Consider the following 20,399-nt stretch of genomic DNA (forward strand, 5'->3'; position numbering starts at 1 on the left):
GCCAGCGAGCCCAGGCCATGAAAAAAACCCATCAGTGGAATATTTCCTTCTTCCTGGTCGCCATGGCCGTGCTCAGCCTGACGCAGTTCCTGTTCGTTGAACGCTCGACGGTACAGGTCATTCCCTACAGCCAGTTCCTGCAGTTACTGAACGAACAGAAGGTCAGCGACTTGCGCGTGGAGAAAGACCAGATCAGCGGCAAGCTGCGCGACCCCGTCGAGGGGCATACCCAGTTCTCCACCGTACGGATCGACCCGGCGCTGGCAACAGACCTCGCCCGCTCAGGTGTCGGATTTACCGGTGTCACTGACAACAACTGGCTGAACGGCCTGCTGGGATGGCTGTTGCCTTTCATGCTGATCATGGTGGCCTGGCAATTTCTGTTTCGTGGCCTTGCGCAAAAGCAGGGCCTGGGCGGGTTGATGAACATCGGCAAGTCCCGGGCCAAGGTGTTCGTCGAGCGCGATACCGGGGTGAGCTTCGCTGACGTCGCCGGGATCGATGAGGCCAAGGCCGAGCTGGTGGAAATCGTTTCGTTTCTCAAGGACAAGGCCAAGTATGCCCGCCTGGGCGCGCACATTCCCAAAGGCACGCTGCTGGTCGGCCCGCCAGGCACCGGCAAGACGCTGGTGGCCAAGGCCATCGCCGGTGAAGCCGGTGTGCCCTTCTTCTCGATTTCCGGCTCCGAGTTCGTCGAGATGTTCGTCGGCGTTGGCGCGGCCCGCGTCCATGATTTGTTCGAACAAGCCCGCCAGGCTGCGCCCTGCATCATCTTTATCGACGAACTCGATGCGCTGGGCAAAATGCGTGGCGTCGGTTCCTTTGGTGGCAACGACGAGAAGGAGCAGACCCTCAACCAATTACTGGCGGAACTGGATGGGTTCGACCCCCGCGAGGGCGTTGTGCTGCTGGCGGCGACCAACCGGCCGGAGGTACTGGACCCGGCGCTGCTTCGAGCCGGCCGGATCGACCGGCAGATTCTGATCGATCGCCCCGACCGCAAAGGTCGACAGGCCATTCTCCAGGTCCACCTGAAGAAAATCGTCGTGGCCCCGGACCTCGACAGCGACCGTATCGCCGACCTGACCACCGGTTTCACCGGCGCCGACCTGGCCAATCTGGTCAACGAAGCGGCCATCGTCGCCACCCGACGCGGCGCCGAAACCGTCAACCTCGACGATTTCACCGCCGCGGTCGAACGCATCGTTGCCGGCATTGCGCGCAAAAGCAGCCTGCTGCGTCTCGATGAACGCCAGGTGGTGGCTTATCACGAGATGGGCCATGCCCTGGCAGCCAGCAGCCTGCCGGCCATGGACCCGGTGCACAAGGTGTCGATCGTGCCTCGCGCCATAGGCTCGCTCGGCTACACGCTGCAACGACCGACCGAAGACCATTTCCTCATCAGTTGCCAGATGCTCAAGGATCGCATGGTCGTCCTGATGGCAGGGCGCGCCGCCGAACTGCTTGTCTACGGCCAGGTCTCTACCGGGGCGGCCGATGACTTGGGCCATGCCACGGATATCGCCCGCCAATTGATCACCCGCTTCGGCATGAGCAGCGAACTTGGCCTGGCGGTGCTGGAACGCAAGAGTGCCAGCTACCTGAGCGAGCGCCTCTCGGACATAGGTGAGAAGGATTATTCGGAACAGACGGCCCGGGAAATCGACCTGGGCATTCGCTCCTTGCTCGACGAAGCGTACCAACGCGCTCAAACGCTGCTGCAAAGTCGTCGGGCCGACCTGGACGCTGGGGCACATTTATTGTTGGAAAAGGAAACCCTGACGCCAGAAGAGTTCGCCCCGCTCCTGCCGACCGGGCCTGCGGAGCAAGCATTGCAATGGTGTTGAGCCCCTTGGCGCATGTCACCCGTCACCCATTCATGTCGCAGGCCGGCCATGCTGATCGTTACGCTGATTAATACCCTGGTCGTGATCTGCGTGGTGGTGGTCCACTATGAATGCCTGTTGCGCCTGAACGACTGGCTGCCCCGGCTCAAGCTGTGGAGCCGGTTCAGGATTGTCGTCGGGGTCTTCGGCGCCTTGGTGGCTCACGCCATCGAGGTCTGGTGTTTCGCGCTGGTCTATTACCTGATGGCACGCTCCGGCGAATGGGGCACCCTGACGGGGCATTTCAACGGTTCGCTGCTGGACTGTGTGTACTTCTCCTTCACCACCTACACCACCATCGGCTTCGGTGATATCTCCCCCGTGGGCAACCTCAAATACCTCACCGGGGTAGAAGCCCTGACGGGCCTGGTGCTCATCACCTGGACGGCTTCGTTTCTGTTTCTGGAGATGCAGAAGTACTGGAATCGCAAATCGGGCGGGTAACAATGCCACCCGCACCAGGGGCCGTTCCGGGCAGGTATTGCTCGAACCAGTCGCCCGCCAGCCTGGCGACTTCCTCAAGGGTGCCCGGCTCCTCGAAAAAATGCGTGGCGCCGGCCACGATTGAAAGTTGCTGCTCGCCACGCAAGGCACGGGCGGTGCGGCGGTTCAGCCCGAGCACCACCGGATCTTGCGCGCCGACGATCTGCAGCGTGGGTGCCTGCACCCGCGCCAATGCGGCGCCGGCCAAGTCTGTGCGCCCTCCTCGGCTGACCACCGCACGCACCACGTCCGGCCGCTCGGCCGCCGCCATCAACGCGGCGGCAGCCCCTGTGCTGGCACCGAACAGACCAATGCGCAGCGATCGCAAGGTCCTGTTCCGGCCGGCCCAATCGATCACCTCCACCAACCGTCGAGCCAACAGCGCCTTATCGAATCGCAGCTCCCCGGTCAGGTTGTCCAGCCGCTGCTCCGATTTCGTCAGCAGGTCAAACAACAGCGAACCCAACCCTCGCCCTGCCAGCACCTGTGCAATGTATCGATTGCGCGGGCTGTAACGGTCGCTACCGCTGCCATGGGCAAAGATCACCAGGCCGTGGGCGTGGGGAGGCAGGCAAAAATCGGCCGGCAGCTCAATGTCCGTCAGGTCCAGCAGGCGCGCGTGCGTCTCAAACATCGAAACCCTCCCGGGCCGCGCCACCGTCAACCGACTCGCGGTGCCAGGCGCGCTGCAACAGCTCCATCACGATGTCGTCCGAGGTCTGGGTAAAGTCGTTGTACCAATAGCCGATGGAAACCATCCACTCCAGCACATGCGGGCAAACCACTTCGTTCACCTCGCCACGCAGCGCCTCGACCGTTTCCAGTGGTGCCACCGGCACAGCGACCACGATGCGTGAGGGCGCTTGCGTGCGCACCGCGTGGATAGCCGCCATCATCGAAGCCCCGGTCGCCAGGCCGTCGTCGACCAGGATCACCACCTGATCCTTGAGGTCTGCGGGTGGCCGCGCCCCCCGGTACGCTTGCTCACGACGCGACAGTTCCTGCTTTTCGCGAGCCACCAGCGCATCGAAGCTGGTGCGGTCGACCGGATGGGCAGCCAGCGCATCGTCGTTGAGTATCTGGATGCCGCCGCTGGCAATGGCGCCCAGGGCGAATTCCGGGCGGGAGGGAAAGCCCAGCTTGCGGACGATGATCAGGTCCAGACGCAGTTGCAGCGCCGTCGCCACTTCATAGGCCACCGGCACCCCGCCGCGGGGCAAGGCCAGGACGATCGCATCGGGCCGGCCGGCATACCTGGACAACGGCTCCACCAGCTCTTGGCCCGCCGCGCGCCGGTCCTCCAGGAGCGTTTGCATTGAGGGACTGTGCGTCATTGGGAACCTCCCCAGGCGATTGCGCCTGTCGTTTCGTTGCCAACACCTTCATTGAGCGACCACCTCATCCGCGTGGTCGACTTAATCGAGCTCCACCGTGTCGCGGTACTCCGGCACCGACACCGACCACCCCAGTTCGCAGTGAATGCGGTGGCGCAGCATGTCCGATGCGTTGGGTTCGCCATGGACGACGTAGGTATGCCGGGGCGGTGTCTTGAAGCCGCGCAGCCACTGCATGATCTCGTCGGCGTCGGCGTGGGCCGACAGCGTTTGCATCGGCACCACTTCAGCGTTGATGGGCACGTCCCGGCCATGGATGCGCACCGACGGCTCGCCCGCCACGATCCTCGCGCCCCGCGTGCCACCGGCCTGGAAGCCGGGCATCAACAGCGTGTTGTTCGGATCTGGCGCCAGGCTCTTGAGGTGGTACAGCACCCGTCCACCGGTGGCCATGCCACTGGCAGCGATGATCACCGCCGGTTCACGTCGCTCGTCCAGGACCATGGAATCCTTGGCCGAACGCACCGGGTGGGCGATGTGGCACATGCCTTCGCATTCTTCCCGGGACAAGCGATGCTCATCGCAGAACCGCTGGTACAAGCGGGTGACGTCGATGGCCATGGGGCTGTTGAGGTAGATCGGGATATCTGCAATCGCCTGGCGCTGCTTGAGGCGATACAGGTGGTACATCAGCAACTGCGCCCGGCCCACCGTGAACGAGGGCACCAGGGTGATGCCATGGCGCGCGGTGGTGCGAGTGATGACCTCGGCCAGTTGATCTTCCGGTGATTCGCGGGGGTGCCGGCGGTCGCCGTAGGTGGACTCCACCAGCAGGTAGTCCGCCTGCTCGATGGTCTGCGGGGCGAACATCACCGGATCCTCGGGCCGGCCCAGGTCACCGGAGCACACCAGCGTCCTGCCCGCGACCTGGATCTGTACCGTCGCCGCGCCGAGGATGTGCCCGGCGCGACGCAGCACGAGTTTCATTCCCCGGCCGATGTCCACCGGATGATCGAACGCCACCGGGTGCAGCAGTTTCAACGCCCGCTCGGCGTGTTCGCGGGTGTACAACGGCAACGCCGGGCTGTGCTTGGAAAACCCCTTGCGATTGGCGTATTCGGCTTCTTCTTCCTGCAACCGGGCGCTGTCGAGCAACAGGATCCGGGCCAACTCGCAGGTGGCCGGCGTGGCGTAGATCGGGCCGCGATAACCGTTGCGCGCAAGCACCGGCAGGTACCCGCTGTGGTCCAGGTGCGCGTGGGTCAGGACAATCGCGTCCAGCTCGCGCATCGGCAAGTCGAAAGGGTCCCAGTTATGCAGGCGCAACTGTTTGTAGCCCTGGAACAACCCACAATCGATCAGGATGCGCTGGTCCTCATGCTCCAACAGGTATTTGCTGCCGGTCACCGTGCCGGCAGCCCCCAGAAATGTCATGCGCATGAGCGTGCTCCTGAACAATCGTTGACTGTTGCGCCCTTCACGGGCTCGGCATCACACCGCCAGGACGCTGCAAGACACCTGGTAGAGGATGTGTTCCGTCGTGCTGCCCAACAGCCCTTGCAGAGCGTCGTGCTGGGACCGACCCATGACGATCACATCCACCTCCTGCTCAAGGGCGAACTCACTCAAGGCCGCCACCGGATGCCCAAGCAGAAAATGCCTGCGCTCGGCCGGCACACCGAACAGATTGGCCAATTCCTGGAAAGACTTCTCCAGGCTCTTGCGCAGCTCCTTGCCGAGCTTGGACACCAACAGGCCGCCACCGCCGGCGTCACCCAGATAGGCCGACGACTCCTGCGAGGCGTAAACCAGATGCAACTCGGCATCGCACTGCACGGCCAGGCCCAGGGCCTGGCGGATGATGCGCTCGTTGAGGCCGCTGTTCCTGGCAAACGCACTGGACGGATCCACGGCGGCGACCACTTTGCGCGGCAACGCATGGCCGGACGCACCCACCAGGTACAACGGCACCGGGCATTCGCGCAGCAGACGCCAGTCCAGCGGGGTGAAAAAGGCCCGCTTGAGCACCGACTCATGCTGCACTTGCTTGATCAGCAGGTCGGGCTGTATTTGCGTGACATGTTCCAGGATCTCTTCGCGCATCGCGTCGGCCCATCCGACCTCGGTGGTGACTCGCAGCCCCCGGCGGCGCATTTTGTCAGCCTCCTCCTCCAACCAGTTGCGGTGGTCTTGCAGGTAATTCTGGCGCGCCTCTTCGCGAGGCTCTTGTTCGAGCAGCGAGAGGACATCCAACGAGGGGATCAACGCGGTGACATGCAGGTGCGCGCCGCTGGCCGCTGCCAGGGCGGCGCCGTGGTGAAGGGCCGGAGAATGCCGCTGTGCCGGGTTGATGATCAACAACAAGCGTTGGTACTGGCTCATGATGAATCTCCGAACGTCGGCCCGAGCGCCTTGACGCGCCCAGGCAATCATATTCCGGGGCGCCCGGTTCGTCCCGGAGGCCGGCCCATGCCTGATTCTGACGCGCGGCGATGAACCCGACTTGATTTACATCAGAATCACGAAGGCCAGGCTCATCCATCTTGTCGGCTGATGGGGTTAGCGCCACCTACCGCCGTGGCGCCCCCCTTATTCAGGAGACCGCTCATGCGCGCCATGGTCCTGCACACGCCCGGCCAGCCCCTGCAACTGGAGGAGCGCCCCGTGCCGGCGCCGGCCGCCGGGCAGTTGCTGATCAAGGTACTGGCCTGCGGCGTCTGCCGCACCGACCTGCACCTGTTTGACGGCGAGCTTCCTCAGGCACGCTTGCCGCGCGTGCCTGGCCATGAAATTGTCGGCGAGGTCACGGCCGTCGGCACGGATGTGACCACGCACCGGATCGGCCAGCGGGTCGGCGTGCCGTGGCTGGGCTGGACGTGTGGCGCATGCGACTTCTGCCGTTCAGGCCGGGAGAATCTCTGCGACCAGGCGCTGTTCACCGGTTGTCAGCTGGACGGCGGCTATGCCGACTACGCCGTGGCCGATGCACGTTTCTGCTTTCCCCTCCCCGACACGCTGGACGCCGCCGAAGCCGCGCCGTTGCTGTGCGCCGGGCTGATCGGCTTCCGTGCCTTGCAAATGGTGCCAGACGCCCTGCACCTTGGCCTGTACGGGTTCGGCGCCGCCGCGCACCTGGCGATCCAGGTCGCCGTGGGACGCGGCCAGAAGGTCTACGCCTTCACCCGGCCCGGCGATGAGAACGGCCAGGCCTATGCCCGTTCACTGGGCGCCGCGTGGGCTGGTGCGTCGGACCAGGCCCCTCCCCACCCGCTGGATGCCAGCGTGATTTTCGCCCCCGTCGGCGCGCTGGTGCCGACGGCGTTGCAAGACACCACCAAGGGCGGTTGCGTGGTGTGCGCCGGCATTCATATGAGCGACATTCCGAGCTTCCCCTATCGCCTGCTGTGGCAGGAACGCAGCGTGCGCTCGGTCGCCAACCTGACCCGCGCGGACGGCGTGGCGTTCTTCGAGCAGATCCAGCGCACGCCCGTGCACAGCAAGGTGACCTGCTACCCGCTGACGCAAGCCAATCAGGCCCTGGAGCAACTGCGGGCCGGACAGGTCAACGGCGCCATCGTGCTCATCCCCTGAATCGATGGGCGGACACCCAAGCACTGATCCAGATCAGAACCCGGCTCCTACGCGGGCGTAGAACAGTCATCAATACATGGCGTTGCCGCGCCGCTCATATCCGCCGGAGGACCGCATCATGCTCACCGTCAAAGACCACAATGAACACGCCGCGGCCCTGTATGCCAGCACCCGTGGCAAGCACTGGATCCAGGCCCTCAAGGACGGTCGGCACGTGCTGATCCGGCCGATGAAGGATGAGGATCGCCAGCGTGAGTACGACTTCATCAAGCGCCTGTCGCCAGAGTCGCGGCACATGCGTTTCTTGGCGCAGGTCAACGAGCCCGGCGCAGCCATGCTCGATCAATTGATGGATGTCGACTACAAGACCCGCATGGCCTATGTCGCCCTCGTCCACGAGGACGGCCAGTTGATCGAGATCGGTGTCAGCCGCTATTGCGCGACCAGCGAAACCGCATGCGAGTGCGCCGTGACCGTTGCCGACCTGTGGCAGCATCTGGGCCTGGGCACGTTATTGATGGAACACCTGATAGAAGCGGCACGCAAAAACGGCTTTCACCGGCTGTACTCCGTCGATGCCGCCGACAATGCCGCCATGCGTGACCTGGCCCGCAGCCTGGGCTTCGAGACCCGTTCCGACCCCGACGACACCCGCCAGGTGATCCACAGCCTGCCTCTCTAGTGGCCTGTACGGTTAATTCGAGTACTCAAATTCGAGTGCCAGGGCTTGCCAGGCAAGGCGCCATGACGAGTCGTAGCCCGCTACGGCGAGGAATGGCAACGCAGCCTGGTAAGTCCTGGCGCCGAAGTTGAGTGCGCGAATTAGCCACACAGGCCACTAGCCAGGCATCGCTGCGTGAGCGCTCGTTTCGAAGCCTCACGCAGCGACAATGGCCTTCACTCCTGCGGCTTGATCGCCCATACGCTGCAGGGCGCGCGCTGCAGGATCTGTTCAGCGGTGCTGCCCAAGCGCCGGTCGAGGCCGCGATGCTGCGTCGTGCCCATGACGATGACGTCACACTGATGGTCGGTGGCGAACGTACAGATGCTGATCAACGGTGAATCTTCAATGAAATGGCGCTGCTGGGGTGGCACGCCATGACGCTCGGCCAAAGATTCGAACACCGCGTGCTGCTCCTGGCCCAGCGCCTCGTAGATGCCGGTGGCCAGGGGAAGCGCGCCAACGCCCATGTCCGAGGCGTACACGGCCGTCCAGTCGAAGGCGTGTAACAACTCGACCTGCGCGCCGCACTGCTCGGCCAGTTTTACCGCAGCGTCGACGATCTGGTCGTTGAAGACCAGGTCCTGGTCCTCGCTGCGCAGCACATCGACCACCGCCAGGATCCGACGGGGCCGTGGATGACGGGCGTCCGTGACCAGATGCACAGGCACCGGACAATCCCGGAGCAGGCGCCAGTCCAAGGGGGTGAAAAAGATCCGCTTCATGGCCGGTTCGGGCTCGGCATCCTTGATGATCAGCATCAGCGGCATTTCCATGACGTAGTGCTGCAAGGCTTGATACGCGTCCTTGGCCCACACCACCTCGCTCGTCACGTCCACCCCGTGCCGACGCGCCAGCTCAGCCTGCTGCCACAACCAGTGGCGATGGGTTTCAACATAGCCATCGCGGGCCTGCTTGACCTGCTCGGGCGCGAACAGGCCGGCGACCGACAGCAGGTCCAGGTAATCGATGGCGACGATGTGCAACGGCAGGTCCATCGCCAACGCCAGCTCGGTGGCACGGTCAAATGCAGGCGTACGGGTCATGGCGTCGGGCGCCACTAACAGCAAACGTCGAGTCTGAGACATGGAACACCTCGGCACGTGGCGACAGCCACTTGGGTCAATGGAGGGTTTCAGGATGAGGGTTTGCCCAGACACGTCGTTGATCTTTATCAAACCGCCATCAAGTCAAGGAAAAACCCGTGGTTCAAACGTGGGGAACCAGGAGCGCGACCCACATTGCCAGCGTGATCAGCACCTGCCCGGGAATGACATACCGGGCGAACCCGCGCCCTCCACTGAACCAAGACACCGCGCATTTGCTCAGCGAGTTGCTGCTGAAGGCCATCAGGGCCGGCGCGGCGACACCGTCGAACGACAGCAGCCCACCCTTCGCCAGGGACGCGACGGAGGCCGTCGAGGCATGGACGTCGGCCAAGCCACTGAAGACAGCGGTGACAATGACGCCGGCCTGCCCGAACTCATCGAGCATCATCGACGACAACACCGTGATGCCGGTCATCATCAGGGTGACCGTCAGCGCCAGTTTCAGGCTGAACGCCCCACCCACCTTGATGGACTCGGCGGCGCGAACCCTGGGCCGGGGAAACATCAGCACGGCGGCATAGACCAGGGTAGCCAACAGGCCAAACAGTAACGGTGCCCACATCCAGCGCAACAGCGCGGGCTCCACGGCGCTGAGAATAAGCCCCATCTGGACGACGGTCGCCAGGTTGGACAACACGGCGGCGGCGCTCAACACCTTGAGGTTCATCGGCTCCTTGGCCGCCATGCTGCCCATGGCGGCCACGGTCACCGTGGCGGAGGCGAACCCGGAGGCAATCGCCCCCAAGGCATAGCCATAACGCGTGCCGAGGGTTCGCACCGCGATGTGCCCCAACGCCCCGACGGCCATCAGCATGACGGTCAGCGTACAAATGGTGCGCAGGTTAATCGCGTTGTAGGGCCCAAGGTAACGGTCCGGCGCCAGCGGGAGCACCACCAGCGCCGCGATCAACAGCACCAGGCCATCGCGCAACTCGACAGCGGTCAATTGGTCACGGGCAAAGTGGTGCAACGCCTGGCGGCTGTCCAACAACCCGGCGATCACCACTCCGATGGCAATCGCCAGCGCCGGATCGCTCACGCAGAGTGCGCCCAGGGCCAGCACCCCGAATAACGCCACTTCACTGGTAATGCCCGCGTCCTTGCCCAAAGTGCGCCAATACGCGGCCGTCACCAGCGCGCCCAACCCAAGCGCCACGAACCCCAGCAGCAAGGCGCCGCCGACCTGGGCTGTGACATAGCCCAGCAAAGACGTAATGGCATAGGTGCGCAAGCCGGCGAAATGGCTTCGTTCGTCCTCACCTTTGCGGCGCTCGCGTTCAAGGCCGATCAGCAGGCCGATCCCCAGCGCGGCGGCGGCATTGGCAAAACCCAGGGTTGGGGTCATGGTGCGGCGGGCGCAGGTGTTCGCCGGGCCGCTGGCACCTGCGGCGCAACCGGTCGCAGCGCCGGCCAGGGATGCGGCGCATCAATTCGCCCCTGCAATGTCCTGGCGAAGGCTTGGGCTTCATCCAGGCGCTTGAACCCCACTTGCCAGGCGTCCAGGGTGACCACCCAACGTTGCCCCGCCTGTTGCTCTTTTATGCGAATAATCATGACCTGCCTCCCGACAGCGCCCCTATGACCTGTCGAGCGTGCGCCGCTGCCGCGCCTTGCGGATTGATCATGATCAAACAAAGCGCGGTTGCTCGAGTGCGTACCGGCCCGGACCAGGCTTTTAGGATGAGTTTGATGCAGGTCAAGTCAGCGGCGCCGATGGCGACCATGATGAGCCTGTACAGAGCACCAGACACCACGCCGGGCGAAGGGTCGCCCCGCGTCAACAGGCCCCTGCCCGGGAGGTTTGCCATGTCCGCACAATCACGCTTGATGCTGGTCGTCTCACCGCTGATGGAACACAGTCCGGCTTTCGATCGGGCAGCCGCGCTGGCCAAGGCCGAGGGTGCCGCGCTGCACATTGTCGCCTTCGACTACCTCGAAGGCCTCGCCACGGCCAACCTGGTCAACGAACAGGCCTTGGAGCAGATGCGCCTCGGCTACATCGAGCGCCATCGCCAGTGGTTGGAAGAACAGGCCAGGCCACTGCGCAAGCTGGGAATTGAAGTCACGACAGAAGTGACGTGGGTCGAGCGCCCCTTGCAGGAGATCCTGATTCACCTCAAGGAAGAACCGATGACCGCGCTGGTCAAGACGGTGGAACACGATTCCTGGCTCTCGCGCCTGATGTTCACGCCCTTGGACGTGCACCTGCTGCGCGAATGCGACGTGCCGCTGCACTTTGTCAACAAAGCCAGCCACGCACGGCCGCGCAAGATCCTGGCAGCCATCGATCCATTTCATCACGACGCCGGCTATGAAGGACTCAACGACCGGATCCTGAACGAAGCCAGCAAACTGGCGGCCTCCTGCGACGCGGCGCTGGAAGTCATCTACGCCTATGACCTGTCGTCCATCACCGCCGCCCAGTACGGTTTCGGCGATGGTTCGGTGTTCTTCTCCTCGACCCTGGCCCGTCAACTCTACGAATCCCAGGGCACCGCCTTCGACGCCCTGGCCGAACGCAACGGCATCGCCCCGGAACAACGGCGCATGATCATGGGCGACCCGGCCAAGGTACTGGCCAGCTACGCGGCGTCCCACGACATCGATGTCATCGTCATGGGGCGTGTGCGCTACGCCAATCAGCGCAAGCTGATCGGCAGCACCATAGAAAGCCTGCTGTACAAGATGCCGTGCAGCTTGTGGGTGATCGCCCCGCAGCCGGTTGGCTAACCGTCGCTGTCCAGCCCTTGGGCCTTGAGCCGTCGGTACAACGTACGCTCGCTCAGGCTCAGGTGCCGGGCCAGTTCGCTGCGGCTGCCGTGGAACGTCGCCAGGGCCTCGGCCAGCGTGCCGTCCTGGGCCGTTTCCACCAGGCCGGGCTTGCGCATCGTCGCCCCCGTGAAGGCGCCCTTCTCATGGCCGAACAGCTCGCTCTCGAACAACGTTTCGGTCAAGCCGGTACAATCGACGACCACAAAGGGCCCGTTGGCCCGGTCACTGTGCGGCTCATATTCCAGAAATGAAATCAGAGAATGGACATGCCTCCCGACACGTTGCGCCATAAGGCACGGGCTAATATTCATACAATGGGTGACGTCGCCAACACCCGCAGCGCCAGGACCGCCGCAGCCGCCCGCAAGCAGGCTCCGGTCGTGGCGCATAACCTGTGGCTGGCAAAACCGGAGCTGGCGGACTTATGAAGTCGAACCTGAAAGCCGGGAGTACGAAAACGTGACCGTGCCATTACTCGGGTTCATGGTGGGCATCATCCTGGCGTTGACGGGTGCAGGCGGCGGCATATTGGCCGTTCCATTCCTGGTTTTCGGTGTGGGCCTGAGCATGGCTGAAGCCGGGCCGATCGGTTTGCTCGCGGTGTGCCTGGCCGCCACCCTGGGCGCCGTGATGGGGTTGCGAAACCGCACCGTACGCTATAAAGCCGCGCTCCTGACCGCCAGTGTCGGGATCGTCTGCTCCCCCGTCGGGCTCTGGCTGGCCCAACGCACCCCCAACCGCCCGCTGACGATCCTGTTTGCCATTGTGCTGATGTACGTGGCGTTCCGTGCCTTTCAAAAATCATTGCCCGGTTACGCCGGAAAAAAAGCCGCGCTGCGGCAAAAACCACCGCCGTGCCTCTTGGATGACCGCCGAGGCAAACTCAACTGGACCGGCCCGTGTGCATGGGCTCTCACGGCCTCAGGCATGCTGGCCGGGGTGCTCTCCGGCCTGCTGGGCGTGGGCGGTGGTTTCGTGATGGTGCCGGCGCTGCGGCGCTACACCAACTTGAGCACGCAGTCGGTACTCGCCACCTCGCTGACCGTCATCGCCCTGGTGTCCATCTCCGGGGTGGTTGCAAGCTCGGCCGCCGGGCACTTGCAATGGGCGGTTGCCGTGCCGTTCTCCCTGGGAGCACTCTTGGGAATGGCGGGCGGGCGCCTGATCGCGGCCAGGCTGGCGGAGCCCCATCTACAAAAAGGCTTTGCCCTGCTGTCCGTGCTGGTGGCAATAGCCCTGCTGGTGAAAGCCATTGGCTGATCCCGGGGTCGTGATATCAACGTTGTTGCAGTGGAGGAACATCTCATGAATGTCGACTGGCTCAACTTCACACCCTGGTCATCCCTGGCGGGGGGTGTGCTGATTGGCTTGGCGGCGAGCCTGTTCGTCGTTGCCAATGGGCGCATCGCCGGCGTCAGCGGCCTGATTGGCAGCCTCTTGCAACGAGGCGGCGACGGCGCGGGGGAAAAGGCACTGTTTCTCCTCGGGCTGCTCGTCGCCCCGCTGCTCTGGGGAGTGCTTGCCGTCGTGCCGACGATAACGTTCCAGAGCGGCTGGTTCGGCCTCATCGTCGCCGGCCTGCTGGTGGGCGTGGGCACCCGCTATGGCTCCGGCTGCACCAGCGGCCATGGGGTGTGCGGCGTCTCGCGCCTGTCGCCACGCTCGCTGGTCGCCACGGCGTGCTTCATGCTCAGCGGTTTTGCCACGGTGTTTGTCCTGCGCCACGTGCTGGGGGTGTGACATGCTCAAATTGACTGCATTCCTGGCTGGGCTGCTGTTCGGCGTCGGCCTGCTGTTGGCGGGCATGACCAACCCGACCAAAGTCCTGGCATTCCTGGACTTGGCCGGGGCCTGGGACCCTTCCCTGGGCCTGGTGATGGTCGGGGCCATCGGGGCCGCCTGTGGTCCGTTGGCCTGGGCACGCCGGCAATCGCGCTCGCTGCTGGGAAGCCCCATGCAGCTACCCGTCAAGCGGGAGCTGGACCGACGCCTGATCGGCGGCAGCCTGGTGTTCGGTATCGGTTGGGGCGTCGCGGGCATCTGCCCCGGGCCCGCCGTGACCACCCTGCTGACGGGGCATTGGCAAGCCTGGGTGTTCAGCGTGGCCATGGTGGCGGGCATGGTGCTGTTCAGCACGCTGGAGAGTCGCCGCAGCCGCTGAGGCGGCTTGCGGCAGGGTGAGTTAAAAGCGGGCGATCTCCAACGTCGCGCGCAGCCCTCCCTCGGCCCGGTTCTCCAACCGGACCTGGCCCCCCAGGCGCTCGGCGATGGCACGCACGATCGTCAACCCCAGGCCCGCGCCCTGATCATTGCCACGGCTGTAGAAACGCTCGAAGAGCCGGTCACGCTCGGCTTCGTCGATTCCCGGGCCCTCGTCCTCGACGGCCAGCTCGTAGTGATCTGCTTTCTTTGCCAACCGAACCGTGATCACCCCGTGGTCGGGCGAGAAGTTGGCCGCATTGGTCACCAGATTGTTCAGGGCGATATCGATGACCGCCGGGTCGATCCTGACCGCCCCGACTTCAGCGCTGACATCCAGCACCGGTTCGAGTCCCTTGCTCAACAGCCAGGGGGTCAGTTGCACCAGGCTTTCACGAACCGTGGCGGCCAGGTCGATGGCCGTCGGGGTGCGCACGTCAGCCTGCGGTTCGAGGCGCGCCATGGTGAGCAGTTGATTGACCAGCCGTGTGGCCCGGTCGACTCCCGCGATCAGGTGGGCCAGGGATTCGCAGCGACTTTGCTCGCTCCCCGCCTCCATCAGGTTCTGGGCATGCACCCGGAGGACCGCCAGGGGCGTGCGCAGTTCGTGGGCCGCGTCGGCGATGAAGCGACGCTCGCGGCCCATCAACTCCTGGATCTGCGCCAACACACGGTTAAGCGCCGCCTGCATGGGCTCAAGCTCAGTCGGTAGCGGCATCATGCGCAAGGGTTCGAGCGAACCTGGATGCCTGCCGCGCAAAGTGGCAGCCATATCGACCAGGGGCTTGAGCCCCCACCCAATGGCCAGCCAGATCACGATGGCCAGGACCAGGCTGCCGATCAGGTTGGGCACGACGGTATGACGGACAATGCGATCGACCAGGTCGGCGCGCACGTCGTCACGCTCGCCAACCCAGATCTTCAAGCCATACTGCGGGTCGTCCAGGACAAACGTTCGCCACTGGCGCTGTTTCTGATCCACCACATCGCTAAAGCCTGCACCCACGGGTGCTGCCGTGAAGGTCGGTGCACTGACGGTATGGACCAGAATCGCGCCTTGCGCATTCCAGACCTGAAACGCGATCTTGCTTTCGTAGGGATGGCCGGCTCCGCCGGGGGTCGCCTGCCCCAGCGCCTGGTTGAACGCCTGGTACAACTCGGTGTGGGCCTTGCTGGCCATCGGCATGCGCATGACACCTTGCAGCAAGCGCGCGTTCTGGGCCAACTGGGCGTCATAGACTTCGGCAATCTCGTGGTTGCTGTCATGCACATTGAAGATGCTGATGATCAACTGGCCCAGGAACAGCAGGCCAAGGATCAGCGTGAGGGTGCGCCGGCGGATCGAACTCATCGACACTCCTCCACCAGGTAGCCGACACCTCGAATGGTGCGGATCAGGTCGGTAGAGAATTTCTTGCGCAAGTGGTGGATGTGCACTTCCAGGGTGTTGCTCTCGGCCTCTTCGCTCCAACCGTAGAGCAACTGCATCAGATGATCGCGGGTCATGACCCGGCCCGGTGGCGAGAGCAGTTCGTGGAGCAGTTGATACTCCTTGGGCGTCAACGCCACAGGCTTGCCCTGATAGCTGACTTGCTGGTTACCCGGGTTAAGGCTGATGCCGGCGTGTTCGATCAGCGCCTGGGCCCTGCCCGCACTACGGCGCAACAAGGCCCGCAGCCGCGCCTTGAGTTCCGCCAGGTCGAAGGGCTTGACCAGGTAATCGTCGGCGCCGGCATCCAGTCCGGCAATGCGGTCTTCGGTGGCGTCCCGGGCGGTGAGAATCAGCACCGGCAGGTTCGAACCGCCGTCACGCAAGCGGCGCAGCACTTGCAGGCCATCCATCCGTGGCAGGCCCAAATCCAGCACGGCCAGGTCAAAGGCTTCGCTTTGCAACGAATGCAAGGCGCTGCTGCCGTCCTGCAACCAGTCCACGGTGTAGCCTTCGCGGCCCAGGGCCTGGCGGATGCCGTCCCCCAGGGCCACGTCATCCTCGATCAGTAATAGACGCACGCACACTCCGTCAGTCGAGTTTCTTGTTCACGTCCACCAGCAACGCTTCGATCTCTTTGCGGCGCCCGGTGTCGGCACTTTCCCGACCGGGCCGGGGCGCGGCCTGCAAGGCTTTTTGCAGGGCCACCTTGGCTTCAGCGTAGCGCTTCTGGCGGTAGAGGTGATCGCCCCAGAAGTACAGGCTGTCGATGCCATTCGGATTCATTTGCAATGCCTGGGTGAGCAACTGCTCGGCCTTGTCCGAATCGCCAAAACCCAAGGGCCAGCCTGGCACCCGGTCATAGAGCGCGCCAAGGCTGGTGTAGGCCGAACCTTGCAGGGCCTTGGGGTCCAGCGTCAAGGCGGTTTCCAGGTCACCTTTGGCTTCCTTGACCTTGCTCAACGCACCGATCCCGCCCTTGGCCCCGGCCCAACTGCTGTTGACGATGCCGGACCAGATCCACGCCTCGGCCACCGACTGTCGTTCCTGCTTGAACGTCGAGGCCTGGGCGGCCAGCTTCTCGAAAGCGTCGGCGCGTTGCCCTTCGGGCAGTTCATATTGGATGTGTGCCCAGCTTTGCTGGATGGCCGCAAGGCGTTGCTGGTCGGCGCTGTCCAGGGCCCAGACGCTTTGGCTCAACGCACCGAACAGGACACAGGCGAGGATTTTTTTCATGGCTTGGGGTGCTCGTTCTCGGGTTTATGGCTCAGGCGGCGGACCAGTGGCAATTGCTTGCGCAAGCCACGGTCCACCAGGTTGGGCAGCAGGCTGTTGAGGCCGACGAAAAAGCGTTCGGGCCAGCCCAGGTACAGTTCCCGGCGGTCGCCGATGATGGCGTGGATCACCGCCGACGCTACGGTCTGCGGATCGTCGACATTGGCCTTGAGCGCGTGATTGAGGGCGTCGGCCGCCGGGCTGTTCATCGACGTGCGCGTGGCCCGGGGCGCCACGTAGAGCACGCCGACGCGGGTGTCCGCCAGTTCCCGGCGCAGGGCCTCGGAAAAACCGCGCAAGGCAAACTTGCTGGCGCAATAGCTGGCGTAGCCGGGATAGCCGATCGACCCGTAGGTCGAGCCGACATTGACCACCATGGCGCTGTCGGCCTGTTCGAGCAGGGGCAGCAGCAGTTTGGTCAGGCAAATCGGCGCACTGACGTTCACCGCCAGCATGGCGTTGATTTCGCTGTCGTCCAGCTGTTCGAGCATGGCGAAGTGGTTCACACCCGCGGCATTGATCAGCAAGTTGATGCCGCCGAAGGCCTCGGCGGCAGCCAGGACCTTGCGCCGTTCCGCAGAGACAGTCAGGTCGGCACCCGCCCAGAACAGCTGCTGCGGGTAACGCTCCATCAATGGCAGCAGCGCCTCGCGGTGCCTGGCCACGGCCAGCACCCGCGCACCGCTGGCGCACAGCGCGTCGGCGATGGCCTGGCCGATCCCGCCGCTGGCGCCCGTCAGCACCACGCGAGCATCACACAGGCGCATGTTCATGCCCTCCATCACGGGGCAAGCCCCGGAACATGTCGGTGTACAGTCCATACACCACTTTGGAGGCATGGATCACCGCCGCCTGGTCCGCCGGGTCGTCGAGCCGGTTCATCAAGCTGCGGTAGGTCTGCATGTGCTCAATGTCCAAGGACCCGTGGGAGCTCAGGTAGCTGAACGCACTGGCGGGCAGTTCCAGGCGCTGGCGAATGCTCTCGGCCGCATGGGTCGCCAGGGCGATGCTGGTGCCTTCGAGCACGTTGACCATGCCGAACAACCCCACCGGGTTGCCTCGGGCAATCAGGTCGTAGAGGTAGCTGACCATCAGCTCGATGGGCAACGCGGGTTGGCCGTTGCGCACCGCTTCCTTGTCGCCACCGCAGGCAGCAATGTCATCGAGCACCCATTGCTCGTGTCCGTACTCTTCCTCGATATACTCGCACACGGCCTTGCGCAGCCATTCCAAATGCGCAGGCAGGCGTGCGCCGCAGGCCATCATCAACGGCACGGTATGGCGCACGTGGTAATAGGCCTGGATCAGGAAGCCCCGGTAGCTGGTCAGGCTGACCTGACCTGCAAGAGCGTCGCGGATGATGGGCAGGTTGAACAACGTCTGGCGTTCTTGCTGGGTGGCTTCTTGCAAGGTGTCGAAAAAACTCATGACGGGGATTCCTCAGGCAGGACAGGTTCGGTAAGCAGCGTCCGGTAATGCTCGACGATGGCCTCGCGGCGCGGTCGGCCGTTGGCGGTGAGCATGCCGTTGGCGGCGCTGAAGGGTTGGTCCAGGCGCGTCCAGCGATGGATCCGGGCGTAATCGGGGAGCGCGGCGTTGGCCTTGGTCACGGCCATTTCCAGCGCCTGGTCGGGGCACTCGGGTCGGATCGGCCAGAGCAATGCGTGGTTGAGCGGCATGGCTTCGCCGTAGACAAAGGCCTGGGCGATCTCACCGCCCTGGGTCAGTTCGGCTTCCACCCATTCGGGATTGACGTTGCGACCGAAACTGGTCACGAACTGATGTTTCTTGCGCCCCCGCAGGTACAGAAAACCCTCGGCGTCGAACTCGCCCAGGTCGCCGCTGGGCCACCACGGGCCCTGGTGCGGTGGCTCTCCCAGGTAACCGAGCAAGGTCGAGCCCTTGATCAGGACTTCGCCGTCGTCGGCCAGGCGCACCTCCACATGGGGCAGCGGTCGACCGACACTGCCGGCACGCTGGGCCTGCGGTCGATTGAGGCACACCACCGAGGCGCATTCCGACAGCCCATAACCTTCAAACACCGGCAGGCCCAGGCGCTGGGCACGCTGCAACAATTCCTGGGAGGTCCGTGCCCCGCCCACGGCGGCAAACCGCAAGGTGCGCGGGTCGAACGCGTGCTGCTCGGTCGCCATGACCAGCATCAACAGCAACTGCGGCACCAGAATCAGGCTCTGTGCCCGACGCTCGGCCAGGCAACCGAACAGGCGCGCCGGGTCGATTCCGCTGGCGCCCTGGATACCGAGGGTCTTCTGGCTCGGCAGGCTGAGCATCGCGCCGGCATACAACGCCGCGTAGCAGCCGAGGTTCTCCAGCAGGATTGCCAGGGGCAACAAGGCCAGGTGATGGCCGGGCGCGACCGGGCGGCTGGCCTGCTCCAGCTCATAGGCCACCCGCAGCAGGCTGTCGGCGCTCAGGCACACGCCCTTTGGCGTCCCCGTGGTGCCGGAGGTGAAGGTCAGCTTGGCGGTACCAGGCGGCAAGCGGCCCGGCTCGTCGAAATGTCGCTGCCAGAACGCCCCGCTGCGCTGATAGCCAGCGGCTTGCAGCTCAGCGTCGAACACCGACTCGGCGAGCACGCGCTCGGCCTGGCTCTGCTCCAGGCAGTGGCGGCGCTGGGCCTGGCTGAAAAACGCCGGGAGGATGACGCAGCACACCCCCTCGAACAGTGCGGCGAGGTCCCAGAGCATCGCTTCGATGCCATTGTCCAGGGCCAGGGCGAGGACGCCGATGTGTTCGTCGCGCAGGCGTTGCTGGCGTAGCTGCACCTCGGCATAGAGCGTGGCGTAGTCCATTTGCCCATCGTCACCCCACAGCGCGACAGCCTGTCCCTGGCGCTGGGCATGTTCGTGCAGGGTACGTTTGAATCGCTGCATTTCAGGCGACATGACAGGTCTCCCCCAGCGTTGTCGGCAGTCCCAGGCGAGTGAACAGGCCGGTGTTGCGCAGATGGATGAAACCGGCGCGGATGTTGCCGACATGGACCCACGGCTGGCTCTCGTAATAACGGCCCCAGAGGTGGCGATCCTCCCCTAGCCGCTGCGGGTCGGCCGGACACAGGGTCACCGGCTTGAGCCCCAGGCGATGGAAACTGTTGACCAGTCCGACGTTGCCGGTGAATGCCACCCACTCCAGGCCGCCCATGGCCAACAGATAAGTGATCGCGATGATGCTCAACCGGGCACTGCCGGTGTCGCTGGCGGCCAGGTTGCCGACCTCCACAATGCCTTCGCGGTCCACCGGGCGATCGGCGGCGGCGTTGATCAACGGCTCGATGGGTTCGTCCAGGTAGCGCTCCAGGAACAGCGGCCCTTGCGCGGCGAGGCGCACCCCGGCCACGGCACAGAGCCGCCCCTGGGCATCGTCGAGCCCGAACAGCTCGGGCATGAAGTGCCGAATGTCAGCGCCATGGACATGACGGAAACGTTGTTGGATAAAAGCTTCGAATTCCGCCCGCCGCGCCTGTCCCGGCAGGGCCTGGTGCAGATGGCGGACGGCTTGGCCGGCCTCGCCGAAGGCCAGCGGCAGGTGGATGTTCCAGTCAAGATCAGCCATGGATAAACGTTCTCCCTCAAGCGGTTG

The 20,399-nt window shown here is 64.3% G+C and carries 23 protein-coding genes and 2 pseudogenes; 9 read left to right on the forward strand and 16 right to left on the reverse strand.

All coding sequences use genetic code 11. The features are described 5' to 3' along the window. Positions 1 to 17: 17 nt before the first annotated feature. Together ftsH and ACODSJ_RS12075 are read left to right on the forward strand one after the other, a co-directional pair. Positions 18 to 1,847: an ATP-dependent zinc metalloprotease FtsH gene (ftsH, locus tag ACODSJ_RS12070; protein ID WP_489101937.1), complete on the forward strand. Its 1,830-nt coding sequence runs from the start codon at positions 18 to 20 to the stop codon at positions 1,845 to 1,847. Between the two features lie 48 nt (positions 1,848 to 1,895). Then, positions 1,896 to 2,330, forward strand: a complete 435-nt coding sequence (locus tag ACODSJ_RS12075; protein WP_489101938.1) for a potassium channel family protein — start codon at positions 1,896 to 1,898, stop codon at positions 2,328 to 2,330. Here ACODSJ_RS12075 and ACODSJ_RS12080 read toward each other — a convergent pair. From ACODSJ_RS12080 to ACODSJ_RS12095, 4 genes are all read right to left on the reverse strand, one after another. Next, entirely contained in the window at positions 2,263 to 3,003 is a 741-nt protein-coding gene (locus ACODSJ_RS12080) for a dienelactone hydrolase family protein (protein WP_489101939.1), read from the reverse strand. The genes ACODSJ_RS12075 and ACODSJ_RS12080 overlap by 68 nt on opposite strands. Next, complete coding sequence (locus tag ACODSJ_RS12085) at positions 2,996 to 3,703, reverse strand: phosphoribosyltransferase (protein WP_489101940.1); 708 nt, start codon at positions 3,701 to 3,703, stop codon at positions 2,996 to 2,998. The genes ACODSJ_RS12080 and ACODSJ_RS12085 overlap by 8 nt, the downstream gene beginning before the upstream one ends. A gap of 81 nt (positions 3,704 to 3,784) precedes the next feature. After that, entirely contained in the window at positions 3,785 to 5,143 is a 1,359-nt protein-coding gene (locus ACODSJ_RS12090; protein WP_489101941.1) for an MBL fold metallo-hydrolase RNA specificity domain-containing protein, read from the reverse strand. Between the two features lie 51 nt (positions 5,144 to 5,194). After that, positions 5,195 to 6,085, reverse strand: a complete 891-nt coding sequence (locus tag ACODSJ_RS12095; protein WP_489101942.1) for a universal stress protein — start codon at positions 6,083 to 6,085, stop codon at positions 5,195 to 5,197. 225 nt (positions 6,086 to 6,310) lie between these two features. Here ACODSJ_RS12095 and ACODSJ_RS12100 point away from each other — a divergent pair, with 225 nt between their 5' ends. Continuing rightward, positions 6,311 to 7,294 carry a zinc-dependent alcohol dehydrogenase family protein gene (locus tag ACODSJ_RS12100; protein WP_489101943.1) on the forward strand — a complete coding sequence of 328 codons (984 nt, stop codon included), beginning with the start codon at positions 6,311 to 6,313 and terminating at the stop codon, positions 7,292 to 7,294. 118 nt (positions 7,295 to 7,412) lie between these two features. After that, positions 7,413 to 7,976: a GNAT family N-acetyltransferase gene (locus ACODSJ_RS12105; RefSeq protein WP_489101944.1), complete on the forward strand. Its 564-nt coding sequence runs from the start codon at positions 7,413 to 7,415 to the stop codon at positions 7,974 to 7,976. Positions 7,977 to 8,191: 215 nt separating this feature from the next. Here the strand turns inward: ACODSJ_RS12105 and ACODSJ_RS12110 are convergent, their stop codons facing one another. The 3 genes from ACODSJ_RS12110 to ACODSJ_RS12120 form a co-directional block, all read right to left on the reverse strand. Further along, positions 8,192 to 9,103: a universal stress protein gene (locus tag ACODSJ_RS12110; RefSeq protein ID WP_489101945.1), complete on the reverse strand. Its 912-nt coding sequence runs from the start codon at positions 9,101 to 9,103 to the stop codon at positions 8,192 to 8,194. A 121-nt stretch (positions 9,104 to 9,224) separates the two neighbouring features. Then, entirely contained in the window at positions 9,225 to 10,469 is a 1,245-nt protein-coding gene (locus ACODSJ_RS12115; protein WP_489101946.1) for an MgtC/SapB family protein, read from the reverse strand. Continuing rightward, positions 10,466 to 10,678, reverse strand: a complete 213-nt coding sequence (locus ACODSJ_RS12120) for a hypothetical protein (protein WP_489101947.1) — start codon at positions 10,676 to 10,678, stop codon at positions 10,466 to 10,468. Before ACODSJ_RS12120 ends, ACODSJ_RS12115 begins: the two co-directional genes overlap by 4 nt. 252 nt (positions 10,679 to 10,930) lie before the next feature. Between ACODSJ_RS12120 and ACODSJ_RS12125 the strand changes: the two genes are divergently transcribed. Continuing rightward, positions 10,931 to 11,854, forward strand: a complete 924-nt coding sequence (locus ACODSJ_RS12125) for a universal stress protein (RefSeq protein WP_489101948.1) — start codon at positions 10,931 to 10,933, stop codon at positions 11,852 to 11,854. On the opposite strand, the gene ACODSJ_RS12130 is transcribed toward ACODSJ_RS12125, so the two are convergent. Then, entirely contained in the window at positions 11,851 to 11,994 is a 144-nt protein-coding gene (locus ACODSJ_RS12130; protein ID WP_489102010.1) for a helix-turn-helix domain-containing protein, read from the reverse strand. The two genes, ACODSJ_RS12125 and ACODSJ_RS12130, sit on opposite strands and share 4 nt — an antisense overlap. Further along, positions 11,968 to 12,123: pseudogene (locus tag ACODSJ_RS12135) on the reverse strand (sigma 54-interacting transcriptional regulator); the annotation flags it as partial. The pseudogene ACODSJ_RS12135 and the gene ACODSJ_RS12130, both read right to left, overlap by 27 nt. A 33-nt stretch (positions 12,124 to 12,156) precedes the next feature. Here ACODSJ_RS12135 and ACODSJ_RS12140 point away from each other — a divergent pair. The 4 genes and pseudogenes from ACODSJ_RS12140 to ACODSJ_RS12155 all read left to right on the forward strand — a co-directional run. Continuing rightward, positions 12,157 to 12,321, forward strand: a pseudogene (locus ACODSJ_RS12140) (pyridine nucleotide-disulfide oxidoreductase); the annotation flags it as partial. 58 nt (positions 12,322 to 12,379) lie between these two features. Next, positions 12,380 to 13,156, forward strand: coding sequence for a sulfite exporter TauE/SafE family protein (locus ACODSJ_RS12145; protein ID WP_489102011.1), 777 nt, complete (start codon positions 12,380 to 12,382; stop codon positions 13,154 to 13,156). 45 nt (positions 13,157 to 13,201) lie between these two features. Beyond that, positions 13,202 to 13,636 (forward strand): YeeE/YedE family protein, encoded by a 435-nt coding sequence (locus tag ACODSJ_RS12150; protein WP_489101949.1) that lies wholly within the window; start codon positions 13,202 to 13,204, stop codon positions 13,634 to 13,636. Between the two features lies 1 nt (position 13,637). Then, positions 13,638 to 14,057 (forward strand): DUF6691 family protein, encoded by a 420-nt coding sequence (locus ACODSJ_RS12155; RefSeq protein WP_489101950.1) that lies wholly within the window; start codon positions 13,638 to 13,640, stop codon positions 14,055 to 14,057. Positions 14,058 to 14,078: 21 nt separating this feature from the next. Here the strand turns inward: ACODSJ_RS12155 and ACODSJ_RS12160 are convergent, their stop codons facing one another. From ACODSJ_RS12160 to ACODSJ_RS12190, 7 genes are read right to left on the reverse strand one after another with little or no spacing between them, the layout of a single operon-like run. After that, positions 14,079 to 15,446, reverse strand: coding sequence for an ATP-binding protein (locus ACODSJ_RS12160; protein ID WP_489101951.1), 1,368 nt, complete (start codon positions 15,444 to 15,446; stop codon positions 14,079 to 14,081). Then, entirely contained in the window at positions 15,443 to 16,105 is a 663-nt protein-coding gene (locus ACODSJ_RS12165) for a response regulator (protein WP_489101952.1), read from the reverse strand. The genes ACODSJ_RS12160 and ACODSJ_RS12165 overlap by 4 nt, the downstream gene beginning before the upstream one ends. 10 nt (positions 16,106 to 16,115) lie before the next feature. Then, positions 16,116 to 16,760 (reverse strand): tetratricopeptide repeat protein, encoded by a 645-nt coding sequence (locus ACODSJ_RS12170; RefSeq protein ID WP_489101953.1) that lies wholly within the window; start codon positions 16,758 to 16,760, stop codon positions 16,116 to 16,118. Next, on the reverse strand, positions 16,757 to 17,566 hold the full coding sequence (locus ACODSJ_RS12175) for an SDR family oxidoreductase (protein ID WP_489102012.1): 810 nt from the start codon (positions 17,564 to 17,566) through the stop codon (positions 16,757 to 16,759). Before ACODSJ_RS12175 ends, ACODSJ_RS12170 begins: the two co-directional genes overlap by 4 nt. Further along, the gene (locus ACODSJ_RS12180) at positions 17,553 to 18,227 is read right to left on the reverse strand and encodes an iron-containing redox enzyme family protein (RefSeq protein WP_489101954.1); all 675 of its coding nucleotides are present in this window, start codon (positions 18,225 to 18,227) and stop codon (positions 17,553 to 17,555) included. The genes ACODSJ_RS12175 and ACODSJ_RS12180 overlap by 14 nt, the downstream gene beginning before the upstream one ends. Next, on the reverse strand, positions 18,224 to 19,705 hold the full coding sequence (locus tag ACODSJ_RS12185) for an AMP-binding protein (RefSeq protein WP_489101955.1): 1,482 nt from the start codon (positions 19,703 to 19,705) through the stop codon (positions 18,224 to 18,226). The genes ACODSJ_RS12180 and ACODSJ_RS12185 overlap by 4 nt, the downstream gene beginning before the upstream one ends. Further along, a complete protein-coding gene (locus ACODSJ_RS12190; RefSeq protein WP_489101956.1) occupies positions 19,695 to 20,372 on the reverse strand; it encodes a thermostable hemolysin in 678 nt (225 codons plus the stop codon). The genes ACODSJ_RS12185 and ACODSJ_RS12190 overlap by 11 nt, the downstream gene beginning before the upstream one ends. Positions 20,373 to 20,399: the final 27 nt, after the last annotated feature.

This window comes from Pseudomonas sp. FG6 (genome assembly GCF_057809015.1).